Raw genomic sequence first — 15,820 nt, 5'->3', positions numbered from 1 at the left:
ACGGAAATGCACTCTAAAATTAGAACACAATTCGTTACAAAATAACGTGGTGTCGCTCTACCACGAGTCGGAAAAGAGCACTCGACAATTTACCACAATATTTAAGCTTTCATCTTCGGATGGAGGCTTTTTCTTTTGCTTTGAAAACTGCATCAAACAGCCAAAACACTATGAGTTGAGAGGGCAGAGTTTGGTGTGGTTTTGAGAGTGGAATTTGTAGAAAATTGTTCCAATTTGTTACCTCCCGGCTTATGATTAAGTGGGAGGTGAAGATCAATGAATCTTATAGAAGCTATATCAAATTTATCAGATCAAAGTGCTGATAAAACAGAAAAATTATCATATCTAGTATTAAAAAGTAAGGATATAAATGGTGGGTTGGGTTTTGAAGAAGAAATCAGAGAGATATGGATAAGCAAAGGCTCGTGGGAAATAAGAAAATATACTGAGCAAACAATCCAACCTGATAATGGACAAACCATTAGTAAGAAAAAAAATGTGAGCGAAAGTACCATTAGTGATGAAAGGTTATTAGAACTGATTACCAACGGCAACCTGGATATTCACGAGGTATCTGAATTACTAAAAAATATAATTAAAACTCTTAATTTGCCAAGACTATAAGAAAAACATCCTTCGGGGTGTTTTTATTTTGCCCTGAAAAGTGAGTATCGAGCAGAGTTTTCCTCCCCTTTGATTCGTCGGTACTTACTTTTGAGAGTGAAATATATAGGTCAGGTTCATCGTGAACCAGACATGATTCTGGAGGTGGTGTTTATGAGATATGGCTAGACAAAGAGATCCTAGAAGAGATGAAGCACTTAAGATATTCAAACAACATAATGGCGACATAACCAATCGAGCAATAGCTGAACAATTGAATGTACCAGAGAAAACAATATCAGCGTGGAAAAGTCGTGATAAGTGGAATGTAGTACTACAAACAAATGAATGCAGTACTACAAATGAAACTACAATTAACAATGATGCAGAAGAAGTCATAAACGACAAACCTCCCAAGAAGGATGGGCGAGTGAAGAAGAGGAGTGGTAACCCAAATCCGCAAAATCAATTCACCAAACGGAACAGGGCTGCTATGATTCATGGCTTGCGAAGTAAGTTCCTTTTTGATGAACAAGTTGAAATCATGGAGGCTTTACAAGACTTCGATGTAGTTGACCAGTTATGGTTGCAAATTGAATTGAGCTTTGCTGCTATCATTCGTGCTCAAAAGATTATGTGGGTTGAAGATCCGTTTGACCATCTGAAAGAAATCAGTGGTGAGATGGATGCAGAGGGCATGAGCAAGACAGATTACAAAGTCATCTATGCTCATGAACGCTATGAATCTTACATTAAGGCTCAAACAAGGGCATTTGCTGAACATCGTAACTTGGTTAAGCAGTTTATGGACCTTACAACAGAGGATGATGAACGTAGGCTTAAACTGGAGCAGATGCAGTTGAACATTGATAAGACGAAAGCAGAAATTGAAAAACTTGATAATAAAGAAGATGGACCTATTGAGATTGTCATCAAACGAAAGGGTGAGGATTGATGGAGAAAGAAATTAATCCTCGATTTGACGATTTCCTTTTCGACTGGAGTTGCAAAACTCAACTTTTAGTCGGAGGGTATGGTTCTTCGAAGTCCTATCATGTAGCACTTAAAATACTTTTGAAATTACTTGAAGAAAAACGTACAGCTCTTGTCGTTCGTGAAGTTTACGATACACACAGAGATAGTACGTTTTCTTTGTTTACTGAAATCATTGAGGATTTAGGTTTATCTGGCAAGATAAAGACGAGTTCATCACCTATGACTGTGAAGTTCCCGAATGGCTCTAAGATAATCTTTCGAGGAATGGATAAACCTGAAAAGCTAAAATCTATCAACAACATTTCTCTCATTTGGTTGGAGGAATGTAGTGAAATTAAATATGCAGGTTTTAAGGAATTACTAGGCCGTTTACGACATCCAACATTGGCCCTGTTTATTATTCTTTCCACTAATCCAGTATCAAAAGGGAATTGGGTGTATAAGCATTTCTTTAAAAACGAGTTGGAAGACTACTTTGTCTTAGATGATGAGGAACTTTACAAGCTAAGAACCATCATAGTGAACAACACATATTATCACCACTCAACAGCAGATGATAATTTGTTTTTGCCAGCAAGCTATATCGAACAACTTGATGAAATGGAGTCATATGATCCTGATCTTTATAGAATTGCGCGTAAAGGGCGTTTCGGAGTCAACGGGGTATTAGTGTTGCCACAGTTTGAGACAAAGCCTCATGACGAGGTAATGGCTGAAATAGCCAATATTAGAAAACCAATACGAAAGAACGGCATGGACTTTGGATTTGTTGATTCCTACAATGCACTATTACGCATGGTTGTAGATCATGAGAATAAGTGGCTATACATCTACTGGGAGTATTACAAACGAGGCATGACCGATGATAAAACTGCTGATGAACTTGAGGAAGAAGGGTTAAAGAAATCAATAATTAAAGCTGATAATGCGGAGCCAAAAACAATTGCTTACTACAAGCAGCGAGGCTTTCGTATGTTTGCTTGTAAGAAGCTAACGCGTATTGAGAACACAAAGAAGATGAAACGTTTCAAGCGTATCATTTGTTCAGATGCTTGTGTAAATACAATTCGAGAGTTGAAGGAGCTAACCTTCAAGAAAGATCCTAAAACAGATGAAATCTATGAAGACGAATTTAATATTGATCCACATACATTTTCGGCAATGTGGTATGGGCTGGATGATTACGATGTTGCCAGCGTGAAAGGGGTCAATTCAAAATAAGGGGGTGGTACAGTGAACGAATACATTGCTTATATCGATGCGAAGGGTGTTACACCTCTATTACTTGATAAGCTAGTAGAAGAAACCAAGGCTGAACGAAACAAGCGATTACTCAACTACAATCGATACAAAGCTGAACTGTCAGCAGTACCGATTTTAACACGTAAACCAACCGATTATGCGCAAGGTAATGATCATGTGGTTCGTGTTGATGACAAAGTAAACAATACACTCAATAACCCTTTAGACGCTGAAATAGTAGATACAAAAGTTGGTTACATGTTCGGTAATCCAATTTCATACGTAGTAGACAAACAAGCTCAAGGCCTTGATAAATTATCAGAGGCGATTGAGCTTTTTAATTTGCGTAATTCTGTTGATGATCTTGATAGTGAGTCAGGCAAGAAAACAGCTATTTGTGGCTATTCAGCACGACTGCTTTACATTGATACGGACGGAAATGAACGAGTTACGACAATTGATCCATGGGAAACAATCATTCTTTCTGAAACAGCAGACGTTAGTGAACCAAAATACGCTATTCGATATTTTAAAAGTGCTGAACTTGATGCTGATGGTGAAAAAGTAGAAATTGAGCAGCTGGTCTTTTATGATGCAACAACTGAAAGACTCTACACTCGCACTGATACTGATTCACCTTTTGCTTTGAAAAATGAAAGAAAGCATTTATTCGACTATTGCCCTTTATTCGGAGTTCCAAATAACGAGGAACTACAGGGTGATGCAGACAAGGTGTACAACCTCATCGATGCTTATGATCGAACTTTATCTGATGCTTCAAACGAGATTGAACAGTTTCGGTTGGCTTACCTGGTGCTTAAAGGTATGGGGATGGATGACGAAGACGCCAAGAAGGTTGCTCGAACAGGCATTTTCGAGTTAATGGGTGAGAATGACGACATTAAATATCTAACCAAAGATGTTAACGATCAAATGATCGAGAACCATCTGGATCGCTTAGAAGAGAACATCATGCGCCTAGCTAAGAGTGTAAATTTCAGCGATGAATCGTTTGCTGGTAATGCTAGTGGCGTAGCAATGAAATACAAATTAATGGCACTTGAGAACAAATGTAAGACGATGGAGCGAAAGTTCACGACTGCTCTTCGCTACCAATTCAAAGTGCTATGTAGCGCATGGGCCAAAAAAGGTATTTGCTCAAAGGATGATTACTTGAAAGTTTGGTATGAATACAAACGCAACATCCCTATTGATTTGCTGTCCGAGGCTCAAGCTTCTCAAGCTTTAAAAGGGTTAGTGTCAGAACGTACTCGCCTTTCTAAGTTGTCAATTGTTGATGATGTGGAGTATGAACTTCAAGAAATGCAGAAAGACGCACAATTGTTTGGCAACGAGCTTGAACCATTGAACGAGGATAACGAAGATCCGAAAGAAGTTGATGAGTCATGAATCAACAGGAAATCAATCGTATCTTAGATGATTTAGAAGCTAAAGCTGAGAGGGACATTGAGATTGTTTTTGCGAGACGATTAAAGACTATTCTCGCTCAAATGTTAGAGATGCATCGTAAGTTTGGCAGAAATGGAGAAGCTACTTGGACTGACGTTAACAAATATAATCGCTTCAACCAAGAGATGAAGTTAATTGCTCAACAGTTGAACGCTGATTACAAAGAGATTATTAAGCTCATACAAACTTCGCAGGAGCGTCTTTACATCGAGAGATACTTATTGATGGCTTACCTCTTACAACAGTCTACAGGTGAGGAAATGGGCTTTAAAACACCATCTGCTGAGGTGATTCAAGCAGCGTTAACTAATCCTGTTGAGTTTTTGACGTTGCCAAAGATATTCGAGGCACATAGAAACGAAATAATCAGACGTTTGAACATCGAGATAGCGCAAAGCTTGCAGGCTGGTGAAGGCTACACAGATATGGCGATACGAATTGAACAAGCTATGGGATGGACGAGAAAAAAAGCCATTCTAGTAGCTCGTACTGAAGGTGGCCGTGTGAGATCACAGGTTGATTTAGCTATTGAGGAACAGGCGAGCAAGACAGCGCGGCTAACTAAGGTTTGGATGTCCTCACTTGATACCAGGGTAAGGAAGTCTCATAGAAAGCTAGACGGGCAGAAAGCTGATAAAGATGGTTATTTCCATTACGGATCATGGAAATCCAAAGCTCCTAGGTTGTGGGGTATTGCATCGTTGGATATACAGTGTCGTTGCCACACGATTTACATGGTGAATGGCAAGTTACCAGAATACAGGCGAGGCAGAGACTACATGGATGATACTTACCAAAAGCAATTGGCCACACGTATTGATGCTTATATGTCTGATCAAGGTCTAACTTATAGACAAGCTTTTAACAAAGCGTATAAACAGGTTAAACCGCCGAGTGTAACGGTGCCATTTATGAGTTATGAAGAGTGGAAGAAAAAATTTAGCGCAAATTGAAGTTTGAAAGTTTCTCAAGGGTAATCAAAATTATTTTGTAATTAAGTAAGGAAAGTTATATAAGAATTTTAATCGTGTGGTAAAATAAACCATAATAACGTATTGAAATAACAAAAAAACATTTAATTAGGAGGTGCATTTTATGAATCATAAAAAGAATAATAAATTCCAAATTTTAGCGATATTGCTGATGATATCATTATTGGTTGCGGCTTTTGTTATTTTTTACTCAGGTCATTACATGGTGGGTTCAGCCTTATTTGTGGTTTTTATGCTTATTTTGAATGGTATTAGTAGTTGGAAGAAAATGAAAAATGATGAGTACATTCATATGAAAAATTATAAAAATAACGAGAAATGGTAATTAAACTGCTTATTCTGCTTGTTCAAAACTTGGTTTTTTCTCATGATATTAATCAAAAATTGTTATAAACCTACACAAGTCATTCACTTTGAATGGCTTTTTATTTTTGTCTTTCCTCTCGCAGACGCAATAAAGAACGAGAACAAATACACTATTGAACAGTTTAGGGATTCTTACGGATAACTAAATTGGGCAAGGAGGAAAACATGAAATATTATCAAAATCCATTCAATTTAAGAACTCTATTACCTTTAGATATTCAAATGCTTGCGGGAGAAGGAGATCCTAATCCCGAGCCAACGCCTGAACCTACACCGGAGCCAGCATCAGGAGGAAACGGTCAAGGGGCTACATTGACACTTGAATCAGTTCAATCATTTCTAAACGACAATGATGAGGGTAAGAAATGGCTTCAATCATTTGCTGATACTCGAGTAACTGATGCAATTAAAACGTACGAAACTAAAACTCTTCCAAAGAAATTAGAAGATGAGATTTCCAAGCGTTACCCACCTGAATCGGAGGAAGCAAAACAGTTACGCGATTTAAAAGCACAATTTGAGCAATCTCAAAAAGAAGCAGCGCGTGAAAAGCTATTTAATCAAGCGTTATCTACTGCTACTGAAAAGAGCTTGCCAGCAAAATTAGTAGAGTTCTTTGTTGGTGAGGATGCAGATAAGACAAATGCTAATTTAGGCATCTTAGAAGCTGAATTTATTGCTGCTGTACAAGCAGAAGTTGATAAACGCTTCAAAGACGGAGGAACGCCACCACCACCAAAAGGCGGTCATCCTACTGCATTGACGAGAGAGGCAGTACTGAAAATGACTCCTGAAGAAATCAATGCAAACTGGGATGAAATCGTTAAAAACAAATTACTATAAACCGATTATCGGTAAGGAGGAAATAACAATATGGCAATTACAAACTTTATTCCAATAATCTGGTCAGCTCGCCTATTACACAACTTACAAAAATCTTTAGTATTCGGACAAGCTGGTGTAATCAATCGTGATTACGAAGGTGAAATTAAGGCTTATGGTGACACTGTAAAAATCAATGGTATTGGTGCTGTAACAATCGGTGACTATACTAAAAACTCTAATATGGGTGATCCAGAAGAGCTAACAGATCACACTCGTTCACTACAAATTACTGAATCAAAATTCTTCAATTTCCAAATTGATGATCTTGATAAAATTCAACAAAACCCAAAATTAATGGATGCTGCAATGGCTGAAGCTGCTTATGCACTTTCGAATGTTGCTGATCAATTTATTGCATCACATTATGTACATGCTACGAATACTATTGGTACTGATGCAACACCAATTGAAGTAACAAAAGAAAATGCTTACGAGTATTTAGTGGATCTTTCAACAAAGCTTGATGAATCAAACGTACCAACACAAGGACGTTTTGCTGTTTTACCACCTTGGTTTGAAGGTTTATTGTTAAAAGATGATCGCTTTGTGGGTTCTGGAGCTCTACCGGCTGACGAGCGTTTATTAAATGGTGTAGTAGGACGTGCAGCAGGCTTCTTATTAATGAAATCTAACAATGCTCCTACTGTTGCTGCAGATACTGGAGTGGTTGCAAACTCAAAGATCATTGCAGGACATAATATGGCGTGGACGTATGCTGAGCAAGCCGCACAAGTAGAGGGATACCGTCCAGAAAAACGATTTGCGGATGCAGTGAAAGGACTTCACCTATACGGTGCCAAAGTGACACGTCCTGAAGCTCTAGCAGTGTTATCAGCTAAACGTCCACAATAAGGAGGGGTTTTAAGTGTTTGTTAAAAATTTGAAAACAGAAATTACATGGGCGGTCACTGAGGAACACGGTGCCCGTCTTTTACGTACTGATGAATTTGAAGAGGTGGAAGCACCTAAGAGTAAACGTGCTCCAGCTAAGAAAACGGAATCAGACGAACCAGAAAAGTAGGTGGTCTTATGTGGGAACCAACACAAGAAGAATTAGATCAACTAAAGCAAATGAATAACATAACAGGAGCTAAGCATGATGGATTTTATCGTGCAATGGCTCCTATTTTATTTGATGTAGCGAAAGACCATTGTAATGGAAAGTGGGAACCATCAGAGATGCCACAGGGAGTTAGATTGTTCATTGCTAAAGCCATACAGTTTAATACCCAAACAACTGGTCTAAAAGGGCGTGTAATGGGGACTGTCTCGTATAGTTACGACACCGAGTTTCCTAAAGCAATTTGGACATATCTAAGGCCATATAAGAGGGTGAGATTCCATGCATTACGATGAATTTCCTCATGAGGTTGAAGTAGTTCAGAAACGTAAGGTATCCGATGGTGCAGGTGGCTTTAAAACAGAATGGTTTCCAGTAGATACTATGGAGGCATTTGTGGATACACCAACATCTAAAGAGAGATTATTGGCGCATCAAGTACAAAATCCTCTAGATCGCTTTATGTATTACCCTTATCGCACTGACTTAAAGTCTGATATGCGACTTCGGTATGAAGGTGAAATCTATGCCTTTGCAGGACTTCCTGAAGATCAAGGTGGTCAACATGAAATTATGCGTGTTGCTTTGAAATTAGTGACATAGAAAGGGGATGGACAAATGGCTAGCAGTATCTTTAATACCGCTGTATCTGTAAAAATGGTTGTTGAATCTGGAACACATAAAAGTGAAGTTGAGATTTTTAAAAATAAAGTTACCATTCAAGCTAAAGTCATTGAGATGAAGAAAGATGGTTAGAATTACTTACTCAGGTCGCCAATTAATGAGGGCTGCACAAAGGTTTGAAGAAGGACTGTTGGATAAAGTATCTGACATCGTATATGAGACAGCTAGATTAATAAAATCTCAAGCTCAGGCGCTTGCTCCAGTGGATGATAGTGGCCTTAAAGATTCTATTGAAATGAAAATGCTAGGAAAGTACAACGCTGAGGTTACTGTTGGCGCAAACTATGCAATTTGGGTTGAATTCGGTACTGGTATCTATGCTCAGGGTCCAGGAGGAAGTCGTGCTAAGAAAATCCCTTGGGTATATTACAGCGAAAAGTTAGGACATTGGGTTACTAGTAGTGGTAACAGAGCTCAACCTTTTTGGGGCCCTGCATTTGATGCTGGTGGTGAATACTTTAAAACAGAAATGCGGAGGTTGGGACTATGAGTTATTTTATACTTCCGTTTTATGAAATACAGACAGCAATTTATCAAAAGTTAAAAGCGAGCCCACATTTACAGGCGCTTGGAGTAGAGGTCTATGATACACCTGATGAAAACACACCTTATCCTTACGTAACGATTGGAGAGCCATACAGCAATCCACTTGATACAAAGACAAATAATTGCGAGCAAGTTAGCTTCACGATTCATGCATGGCGAAAAGACAATGATGAATCAACAGGGAAACGAATCCTATATGAAATTCTTAGCGCTTGTCAGCAGGCTTTAATTACACGAAGGTATTCTATAAATGGTTTTACAGTATTAGATGTTACTAGGAACGGGGCGCAAGTGTTTGATGATGTAGAAGTAGGGCTTAAACATGGCGTGTTAACAGTGCGCTACAAAGTACAAATTAATTAGGAGTGATACAATGGCACGTTTAAATGGTAAAGATAGCTTATTGCTAGTACAACCCACTGATAACGCATTAGGTGCAGAGGGTTTTTTAATTGGAGATCAAACCGAACATACACATTCTTATGAGCGTGAGTTAACGGATGAACAAACGAAATTCGGACGTATCTTAGGTCCTGGACAGTTATCTGAATCACTGGATGTTACCTTTTACGGAAATCCTGATGACCCTGGACAAACAGCAGTATTAGAATCAATTCAAAAGGGCACACAACTAAAAATTTGGGAAGTTCAAAAGCATCTCAATAAGAATGGAAAGCACAATTCTTTATTTGCGTACACATACGTAGAATCATTAGAAAAATCAGCGCCCACAGATAATTTCTTGGAAATTTCAGCAACTTTACAGGTTCTGAATACAACTAAGAAAGGTGAATTAAATCCATTACCAGATGATGTACTTAACTTCGGTGATTATGATTTCGAGGCTCCTGGTGAAAAAACTGGTGAGTTCAACGGTGAAGAAACAACAACACCAGTTGCTGTTACAGGTCTATCAGTAAATCCAACAACGTTAACAGTTTCTGAAGGCAGAACTGAAAGTATTGTGGCTAATGTTGTACCTGTTAATGCCACAAATAAATCTGTGACATATACATCAAGTGATGAAGCGATTGCTACTGTGAATGTGCAAGGTGTTGTAACAGGTGTAGCAGAAGGGTCAGCTACAATTACAGCAACAACAGTAGATGGTGGATTTACAGCAACAACAGCAGTGACAGTAACTGTATAAATGAACGAGAGGGCTAATCAGCTCTCTTTTTTAATTGAAAACAAACAGAAAAGGATGATTATAAATGGCTCAATTATTAATTGGTGAAAACACTCTTACAGCGAAGTTTACTTTTGCTTTTAAAAATAAGGCGGATAAAGAATTTAATGATTTAGATGCACACGGTAACCGTCCAGGTGGATTTAATCAGATCTACCAAGGCTTATTGCAATTTGATTTAGATGCTTTACGCGCATTTTGGATGTGTGGACTTGCTCATTTATCTAAACAGCCTAGCAAAGCAGAAATTGAAGCAGCTCTAGAAAAGCGAATCGAAGAGGATGGCGATGTAGAACCATTATTCCAAGAAGCTTTCCGAGAAATTGATGAATCGGGTTTTTTCAAAAAAGCTGTCAAGACATATTGGGAGAACTTAGAGCTATTCGACAAGATTGCATCCGAGGAAGAAAAAGAACAAGCAGAAATGGGAATCGAAATGCTGAAAACAGCGAGAGCCGAATTATTAGAGAACAAACAGATCGAGTTAGCGAAATCCGACAAATCTATCGAGATGCAGCAAGATATTTAAGGGTCTATGATCCAGAGTTAATTCTATCTTGGCGTCCCAGCGAGTTTAGAGCTTTCTTGGAAGGGGCTCAAGATGCTCGTATTGATCATTATCAAACATTGGCTGATGCAGCCATGTTTAATCGTGTAGCAACTAATAAGCCACGCATTAATCCTAAGAGCGACTTGTTTGATGCGGATAAAGTAAGAAAATCCATGAATCAAAAAGAAGTAGATCCAGAAGTTAAGAAACGGAAACATGCAAAAGCGATGGCAGCATTGAAAAACTGGAAGCCATAGAAGGGAGAATGCTATGAACGGAAACTTCACTGCTCAAATAGGGGCTCGTATAACACAGTTTATGGCTCGTATGAGGCAAGTTCGCGAGGCCATTCGCACTTCGGCAAATGATGTACGTGTAGAAATTGGTGCGGATATATCCGAATTTAACCGTCGAATGGCTGAAATTCGAGCTCGTATAGCAGCGCTTGTACGAGATAAAGTAGTCGTCAAAATTGAGGCGCGAATAGAAAACTTCCAAAGAAAAATACAACGTATTGCCACAGATATTCGTGCCTTTGGCGAGCTCATGCAACACACGTTACAAGGTTCAATAATTGCCGTTCTACCGATGATTGCACCACTCCTAGCTAACATAGGTGTAGCTATTGCTAATCTTGGTCCAATGATCGGTACATTAGCTGGTTCCACTTTTGCTTTAGCAGGGGCGTTTGCAAGTGCTGGTGTAGCAGCAGGAGCCTTCGCGGCAGTTGCAATTCCAACAATCAAAAAATTATTTGACGAAAACGCACAATTAAATTCAGCTCAAAAGAATGCCAAAGCTTCTTTTGACAACATGAAATCAACCTATCAGGGACTTGTAAAAGAAACTGAAAAGCCAGTGTTAAATGCTTTTACGAGTGCAATGCAGGCTACAAATACATTACTTACAAAGTTAAGACCATTGTTTATATCCAGTGCTCAAGCAGTATCTAGCTTGATGACACAACTTAACACAGCTATTGGTACGCCACCAATTCAAAAATTCTTGGATTATTTAAACACTACAGGCGCACCGATGTTAAAAACAGTGACTCGTTCAATGGGGAATTTACTTCAAGGCGTATTCTCCATGCTGACTGCATTTGCACCGTTAACAGCCTCAACAGCCAAAGGCTTCGAAGAAATGACAGCACGCTTTGCTGAATGGTCCAATGGTTTATCAGGAAGTTCTAAATTCCAATCCTTCATGGATTATGTGAATACCAATATGCCGAAGATTCGAGCAATCTTCCGAGATGCTACAGCTGGGCTTATTTACTTCTTTGCAGCATTTGGTGGTTCATCGAGTGATATGATGACTGGTTTAGCTAATATGATGGCTCGATTTAAAGAATGGTCGGCGAGTCTATCTCAAAATCAAGGATTCCAAACATTCTTATCCTATGTGCAACAGACAGCGCCTAGTGTCCTGCAATTAATTGGTAACTTGACTAAGTTTCTAGTGAACTTAGGGATCGGTATGGCTCCTGTTGGTGCAGGACTAATGAACATAGTCAATAACATCTTAGAGTTCATGAATAGTGGAATGGAAAGTAATCGAGTTATTGGTGTACTTTTAGCTAGCTTCATTTCAATTGGCGGAGTATTACTAGCTGTAGTTCCGAATGTAATTGCATTCAGAGAGCTTTTCAAAGGATTAGGACCAGCGATTATAGGTGGTATCGGAAAGGCGCTACCATTTATAACAGGATTATTCACTAATTTTGGCGGAACCATGGCTATGATTGGCGCGAAAATTACTAGTGTCGCTAAATTGATAGGAGTTGCATGGGGTTTTATCACCAGTCCAATCGGACTTGTCATTATAGCTATCACAGCATTTATTGCTATTTTGGTTAAAACCTATAAAACAAACGAAGAATTTAGAGCTAAGGTTGACGAAGTATGGAAAGCGATCAAAAGTGTTATTTCCTCGGTTCTAAAAGAAATACAATCAACGATCGTATCTATCTGGAGCAAAATCACAAAGTTCTGGCAGGATAACCAAGAGAGCATTAAACAAATCGTTGATACAGTTTGGAAAGCAATTGGAGTAGTAATCAATTGGGCAATGAGTAATATCATCGCTATCTTCCAAGTAGCATGGCCAATAATTTCTGGAGTAGTAAAAATCGCTTGGAATCTAATTAAATCTGCTGTTGAAATCGGCATCAATTTAGTGATGGGCATTATCCAAACAGTTATGCAATTAATTAACGGTGACTGGAAAGGTGCTTGGGAAACTATTAAACAGACAGCATCAGGCATCTGGAGCTCCATTGAATCATTCTTCCGAAACATTAACCTATTTGAAATTGGTAAAAACATTATCCAAGGGTTGATTAAAGGTATCAACTCAATGTGGGAAAATGTTAAGAAAACTGCTGCAGGTATTGCTGATTTAATTCCTGATTGGTTAAAGAAAAAGTTAGGTATCCATTCCCCTTCAAGGGTTATGGCAAGTGTGGCTAAATGGATTCCTGCGGGTGTAGCAAAAGGAGTATATTCAAACCTTGATTACGTAAAACAATCTGCTGAAGCTATGTCAAAAGCTGCTATACCGAACTTTCAACAAACTGTAAAAGCTACAACCAATATGATGGATACTGCTAAGAAAATCCTTGCATCCAAGACAAGTGAAATTGAAAAGGAAATCAAAACAGTTGAAGCAGAGTATGCGAAGAAAAGAGCAGAGGCTACTAAGAAATCGAACAACAAGATAGCTGAGATCAATGCTAAAGCCAATGACAAAAAGAAAAAGCTAACGGCTGCTCAACAGCGCCAAATCTTGAAATTGCATGATGATGAAAAATCGGCTCTCGATAAGTTCGAAAAAGAAAAAGCTAAAAAGATTGATGCTATTCGCGCTAAGTCAGCAAAAGAGCAGTACGATAAGTTGAAAGAATACGCAGAGCATCAAGTGGGATTAGAAAAATGGTCTACTAAGGAACAAGCTGCTTACTGGCAGTATGCGACTAGTTTGTTCAAAGAAGGTACAGAAGAACGCATCAAAGCTCAAATCGAGTACAACAAATCGATGGCTGAGTTAACAACTGAGCAATTTAATAAAGAAAAAGATTACGTTGAACGTCGTAAGAAATACAACTTGATGTCATTGACTCAAGAGCTTGCTGCATACGAAAAGTATGTCAAAGCGTATAAAGTAGGTAGTGAGGAACGTATCTACTATGAGGACAAAATAGCAGAGACAAAGCAGGCGATTCACGACCGACTGATTGCATTAAACGAAGAATACATTGGCAAGATTAAAGATGTCCAACAGGCTGAAATAGATGGCGTAAAAGAACTTCAAAAAGCTTACCAAGATGCTGAAGATGCACGTACTAAAGAGATTACTAGTGCGATAAGCATCTTTGATGAATTTGAGCGTAAAACAGATGTGTTTGGTTCCAAACTGATTGAAAATTTACGCAGCCAAGTAGACGCAATGCGTGACTGGGCAACAGATCTTCAAATGTTAGCCTCTAAAGGTATTGATAAAGGCTTACTCGCTGAGTTACAAGCTCTTGGTCCTAATGCACAAGCAGAGATTACTGCATTAAATAAACTTTCCACAGGTGAACTAAATGAGTACGAAAATCTTTGGAAAGAAAAAACGCAGATTGCTAGGCAACAAGCTCAGTTTGAATTAACTGGTCAACGAAAAGACATGACAGATCAAATTGAAAAGCTCCAAACAGAAACAAAATCTAAGCTAGAGCAATACCAAACCGAATGGGTTGAACAAGTCAAACAAATTCGTGAAGGTACGAAAAATGAGTTTAACCCAATGATCAGTAGCATGAAAGAGATTGGTATCAATGCTATTGAAGGTTTACGTAATGGACTAGCTAGTCAAGTGCCAGCTTTACAAGCTCAAGCTAATGAGATAGCAAATACCATTGATAAAACGATTCGTAAAGCGTTACAAATAAAATCTCCATCAAGGGTCCTCGAAAAATCAGGAGTATTTTCCGGACAGGGCATTATTCAAGGCCTAGCAAGCACAAAAGGCATGTTAGAAAACACTGTAAGAAGCCTAACGGATATAATGCAAACTGATATTTCAGCAGCATCTATCGGGCTTTCTACAGCTCTAAATGGTGGTATGGATTCACACTTGTTAAACAGCTACGAGCTAACATCCAGCCAAGATCAAATCGGAGTCTTAAAACAGATTGCTGCATTAATTAGCAAATTGGACTTTGTTGTGGAATTAGATGGTGACGTCATTAGTGAATATGTTGATAGAAACCAAAGTAACAGGGTTTCATCCAGAAGAACAACTATTGGTAAAGGGGTGTAGTCAATGGACACATTAATCGAATACAGTACAGGGGCTACACTCTCCCTTGTCAAAGAAGGATACATCACACAAGATATGTTGATTAGACCGATTGACCAGAAAGCATCTAGTGTTGATGTGGATGGGCGACCAGGGGTAGTACGAGAATCAGTCAACCATGGCACAAGAGTTATCATTTTATCGATTATGTTCCTAGCAACTGATGAATTAGATTTTGCTCTAAGACGCGATAAATTGTTTTCAATTTTTAGCGACTTGGAGCCTTTTTATATCTACGAAGGACGGCCAACGTATAAGACTAGTACTTACGAGTTTGAATTACCGGGGCAAACTTGGGGCGAGAATAAACAGTTACCTACCAATATCGAGATATTAAAAGGTAAACGATACAAAGTGATTCGTACCAATATGAATGAGGTTGAACAGAACGGATTGATTGGAAAGGTTGATATAGAATTTGAGACCTATCAATTACCCTATGCTGAATCGGCAGGTACCACGTTAGATGCTTGTACATTTGATCGTGATGTTTGGCAAACAGGCCAAGGATTAGTTGCTGTGGATCCAACGACATTAAAATATGTATTCCAAAACGAAATGTCTTTTCAAATTTACAATGCTGGTGATGTGCCACTAAAAACTAACTTGCGAGATATGCTCTTTGAAATAGAGTTCCGGGGTGCTAGTAATAACCTAAGTATCAGGAATATTACGAACAGCACTCAATGGCAATACAACAGCTCTAGTGGCCCCAATGATGTAATAAAACTCGAAACACCAACACGGTTTACTAAAAACGGTAACAGTATTTTTAAAGATACAAATAAAAAAGTACTAATTTTAAATCCAGGTTGGAACACCATTCAAATTTCAGGTGCATCGCAATTTCTAATATCATTTAAATTCAAATTTTATTACAAGTGAGGAGGGCT

The 15,820-nt window shown here is 38.6% G+C and carries 19 protein-coding genes; all 19 read left to right on the top strand.

The window, feature by feature from the left end; translation table 11 throughout:
* Positions 1-276: 276 nt before the first annotated feature.
* The 19 genes from LBYS11_RS16365 (at position 277) to LBYS11_RS16285 (ending at position 15,812) form a co-directional block, all read left to right on the top strand.
* The gene (locus LBYS11_RS16365; RefSeq protein ID WP_103118585.1) at positions 277-624 is read left to right on the top strand and encodes a hypothetical protein; all 348 of its coding nucleotides are present in this window, start codon (positions 277-279) and stop codon (positions 622-624) included.
* Positions 625-784: 160 nt separating this feature from the next.
* Positions 785-1,558, top strand: a complete 774-nt coding sequence (gene terS / locus LBYS11_RS16360; RefSeq protein WP_103118584.1) for a phage terminase small subunit — start codon at positions 785-787, stop codon at positions 1,556-1,558.
* Positions 1,555-2,820 carry a PBSX family phage terminase large subunit gene (locus LBYS11_RS16355; protein ID WP_103118583.1) on the top strand — a complete coding sequence of 422 codons (1,266 nt, stop codon included), beginning with the start codon at positions 1,555-1,557 and terminating at the stop codon, positions 2,818-2,820. The genes terS and LBYS11_RS16355 overlap by 4 nt, the downstream gene beginning before the upstream one ends.
* Before the next feature lie 12 nt (positions 2,821-2,832).
* Complete coding sequence (locus tag LBYS11_RS16350) at positions 2,833-4,251, top strand: phage portal protein (RefSeq protein ID WP_103118582.1); 1,419 nt, start codon at positions 2,833-2,835, stop codon at positions 4,249-4,251.
* Positions 4,248-5,264, top strand: a complete 1,017-nt coding sequence (locus LBYS11_RS16345) for a phage head morphogenesis protein (RefSeq protein WP_103118581.1) — start codon at positions 4,248-4,250, stop codon at positions 5,262-5,264. The genes LBYS11_RS16350 and LBYS11_RS16345 overlap by 4 nt, the downstream gene beginning before the upstream one ends.
* Positions 5,265-5,406: 142 nt before the next feature.
* On the top strand, positions 5,407-5,628 hold the full coding sequence (locus tag LBYS11_RS16340; protein WP_103118580.1) for a hypothetical protein: 222 nt from the start codon (positions 5,407-5,409) through the stop codon (positions 5,626-5,628).
* A gap of 206 nt (positions 5,629-5,834) precedes the next feature.
* Positions 5,835-6,512 carry a DUF4355 domain-containing protein gene (locus LBYS11_RS16335; protein ID WP_103118579.1) on the top strand — a complete coding sequence of 226 codons (678 nt, stop codon included), beginning with the start codon at positions 5,835-5,837 and terminating at the stop codon, positions 6,510-6,512.
* 30 nt (positions 6,513-6,542) lie between these two features.
* Positions 6,543-7,406, top strand: coding sequence for a phage major capsid protein (locus tag LBYS11_RS16330; protein ID WP_103118578.1), 864 nt, complete (start codon positions 6,543-6,545; stop codon positions 7,404-7,406).
* Positions 7,407-7,419: 13 nt separating this feature from the next.
* Positions 7,420-7,575 carry a DUF7302 family protein gene (locus LBYS11_RS23135; RefSeq protein ID WP_158651965.1) on the top strand — a complete coding sequence of 52 codons (156 nt, stop codon included), beginning with the start codon at positions 7,420-7,422 and terminating at the stop codon, positions 7,573-7,575.
* An 8-nt stretch (positions 7,576-7,583) separates the two neighbouring features.
* Positions 7,584-7,910 (top strand): head-tail connector protein, encoded by a 327-nt coding sequence (locus LBYS11_RS16325; protein WP_103118577.1) that lies wholly within the window; start codon positions 7,584-7,586, stop codon positions 7,908-7,910.
* On the top strand, positions 7,897-8,217 hold the full coding sequence (locus tag LBYS11_RS16320; RefSeq protein WP_103118576.1) for a phage head closure protein: 321 nt from the start codon (positions 7,897-7,899) through the stop codon (positions 8,215-8,217). The genes LBYS11_RS16325 and LBYS11_RS16320 overlap by 14 nt, the downstream gene beginning before the upstream one ends.
* A gap of 15 nt (positions 8,218-8,232) precedes the next feature.
* Positions 8,233-8,370 (top strand): hypothetical protein, encoded by a 138-nt coding sequence (locus LBYS11_RS23130; RefSeq protein WP_158651964.1) that lies wholly within the window; start codon positions 8,233-8,235, stop codon positions 8,368-8,370.
* On the top strand, positions 8,363-8,788 hold the full coding sequence (locus LBYS11_RS16315; protein WP_103118575.1) for an HK97-gp10 family putative phage morphogenesis protein: 426 nt from the start codon (positions 8,363-8,365) through the stop codon (positions 8,786-8,788). The genes LBYS11_RS23130 and LBYS11_RS16315 overlap by 8 nt, the downstream gene beginning before the upstream one ends.
* Positions 8,785-9,207: a DUF3168 domain-containing protein gene (locus LBYS11_RS16310; protein ID WP_066036388.1), complete on the top strand. Its 423-nt coding sequence runs from the start codon at positions 8,785-8,787 to the stop codon at positions 9,205-9,207. The genes LBYS11_RS16315 and LBYS11_RS16310 overlap by 4 nt, the downstream gene beginning before the upstream one ends.
* A gap of 10 nt (positions 9,208-9,217) precedes the next feature.
* Positions 9,218-9,994, top strand: coding sequence for a phage major tail protein, TP901-1 family (locus tag LBYS11_RS23125; RefSeq protein WP_158651963.1), 777 nt, complete (start codon positions 9,218-9,220; stop codon positions 9,992-9,994).
* 64 nt (positions 9,995-10,058) lie between these two features.
* Positions 10,059-10,562, top strand: a complete 504-nt coding sequence (locus tag LBYS11_RS16300) for a tail assembly chaperone (RefSeq protein WP_103118574.1) — start codon at positions 10,059-10,061, stop codon at positions 10,560-10,562.
* Positions 10,563-10,618: 56 nt separating this feature from the next.
* Positions 10,619-10,840: a hypothetical protein gene (locus tag LBYS11_RS16295; RefSeq protein WP_103118573.1), complete on the top strand. Its 222-nt coding sequence runs from the start codon at positions 10,619-10,621 to the stop codon at positions 10,838-10,840.
* A gap of 13 nt (positions 10,841-10,853) precedes the next feature.
* Positions 10,854-14,888, top strand: a complete 4,035-nt coding sequence (locus LBYS11_RS16290) for a hypothetical protein (protein WP_103118572.1) — start codon at positions 10,854-10,856, stop codon at positions 14,886-14,888.
* Positions 14,889-14,891: 3 nt separating this feature from the next.
* Positions 14,892-15,812: a phage tail domain-containing protein gene (locus LBYS11_RS16285; protein WP_103118571.1), complete on the top strand. Its 921-nt coding sequence runs from the start codon at positions 14,892-14,894 to the stop codon at positions 15,810-15,812.
* The last annotated feature ends 8 nt before the right edge of the window (positions 15,813-15,820 follow it).

The organism is Lysinibacillus sp. YS11 (assembly GCF_002896375.1).
GTDB lineage: Bacteria > Bacillota > Bacilli > Bacillales_A > Planococcaceae > Lysinibacillus > Lysinibacillus capsici.
This window is presented reverse-complemented; position numbering and strand designations above follow the sequence as displayed.

Coding starts and splice junctions, on each gene's coding strand:
- LBYS11_RS16365 (WP_103118585.1), top strand. CDS start 277: ATGAATCTTATAGAAGCTATATCAAATTTATCAGATCAAAGTGCTGAT.
- terS (WP_103118584.1), top strand. CDS start 785: ATGGCTAGACAAAGAGATCCTAGAAGAGATGAAGCACTTAAGATATTC.
- LBYS11_RS16345 (WP_103118581.1), top strand. CDS start 4,248: ATGAATCAACAGGAAATCAATCGTATCTTAGATGATTTAGAAGCTAAA.
- LBYS11_RS16340 (WP_103118580.1), top strand. CDS start 5,407: ATGAATCATAAAAAGAATAATAAATTCCAAATTTTAGCGATATTGCTG.
- LBYS11_RS16335 (WP_103118579.1), top strand. CDS start 5,835: ATGAAATATTATCAAAATCCATTCAATTTAAGAACTCTATTACCTTTA.
- LBYS11_RS16330 (WP_103118578.1), top strand. CDS start 6,543: ATGGCAATTACAAACTTTATTCCAATAATCTGGTCAGCTCGCCTATTA.
- LBYS11_RS16325 (WP_103118577.1), top strand. CDS start 7,584: ATGTGGGAACCAACACAAGAAGAATTAGATCAACTAAAGCAAATGAAT.
- LBYS11_RS16320 (WP_103118576.1), top strand. CDS start 7,897: ATGCATTACGATGAATTTCCTCATGAGGTTGAAGTAGTTCAGAAACGT.
- LBYS11_RS23130 (WP_158651964.1), top strand. CDS start 8,233: ATGGCTAGCAGTATCTTTAATACCGCTGTATCTGTAAAAATGGTTGTT.
- LBYS11_RS16315 (WP_103118575.1), top strand. CDS start 8,363: ATGGTTAGAATTACTTACTCAGGTCGCCAATTAATGAGGGCTGCACAA.
- LBYS11_RS16310 (WP_066036388.1), top strand. CDS start 8,785: ATGAGTTATTTTATACTTCCGTTTTATGAAATACAGACAGCAATTTAT.
- LBYS11_RS23125 (WP_158651963.1), top strand. CDS start 9,218: ATGGCACGTTTAAATGGTAAAGATAGCTTATTGCTAGTACAACCCACT.
- LBYS11_RS16300 (WP_103118574.1), top strand. CDS start 10,059: ATGGCTCAATTATTAATTGGTGAAAACACTCTTACAGCGAAGTTTACT.
- LBYS11_RS16290 (WP_103118572.1), top strand. CDS start 10,854: ATGAACGGAAACTTCACTGCTCAAATAGGGGCTCGTATAACACAGTTT.
- LBYS11_RS16285 (WP_103118571.1), top strand. CDS start 14,892: ATGGACACATTAATCGAATACAGTACAGGGGCTACACTCTCCCTTGTC.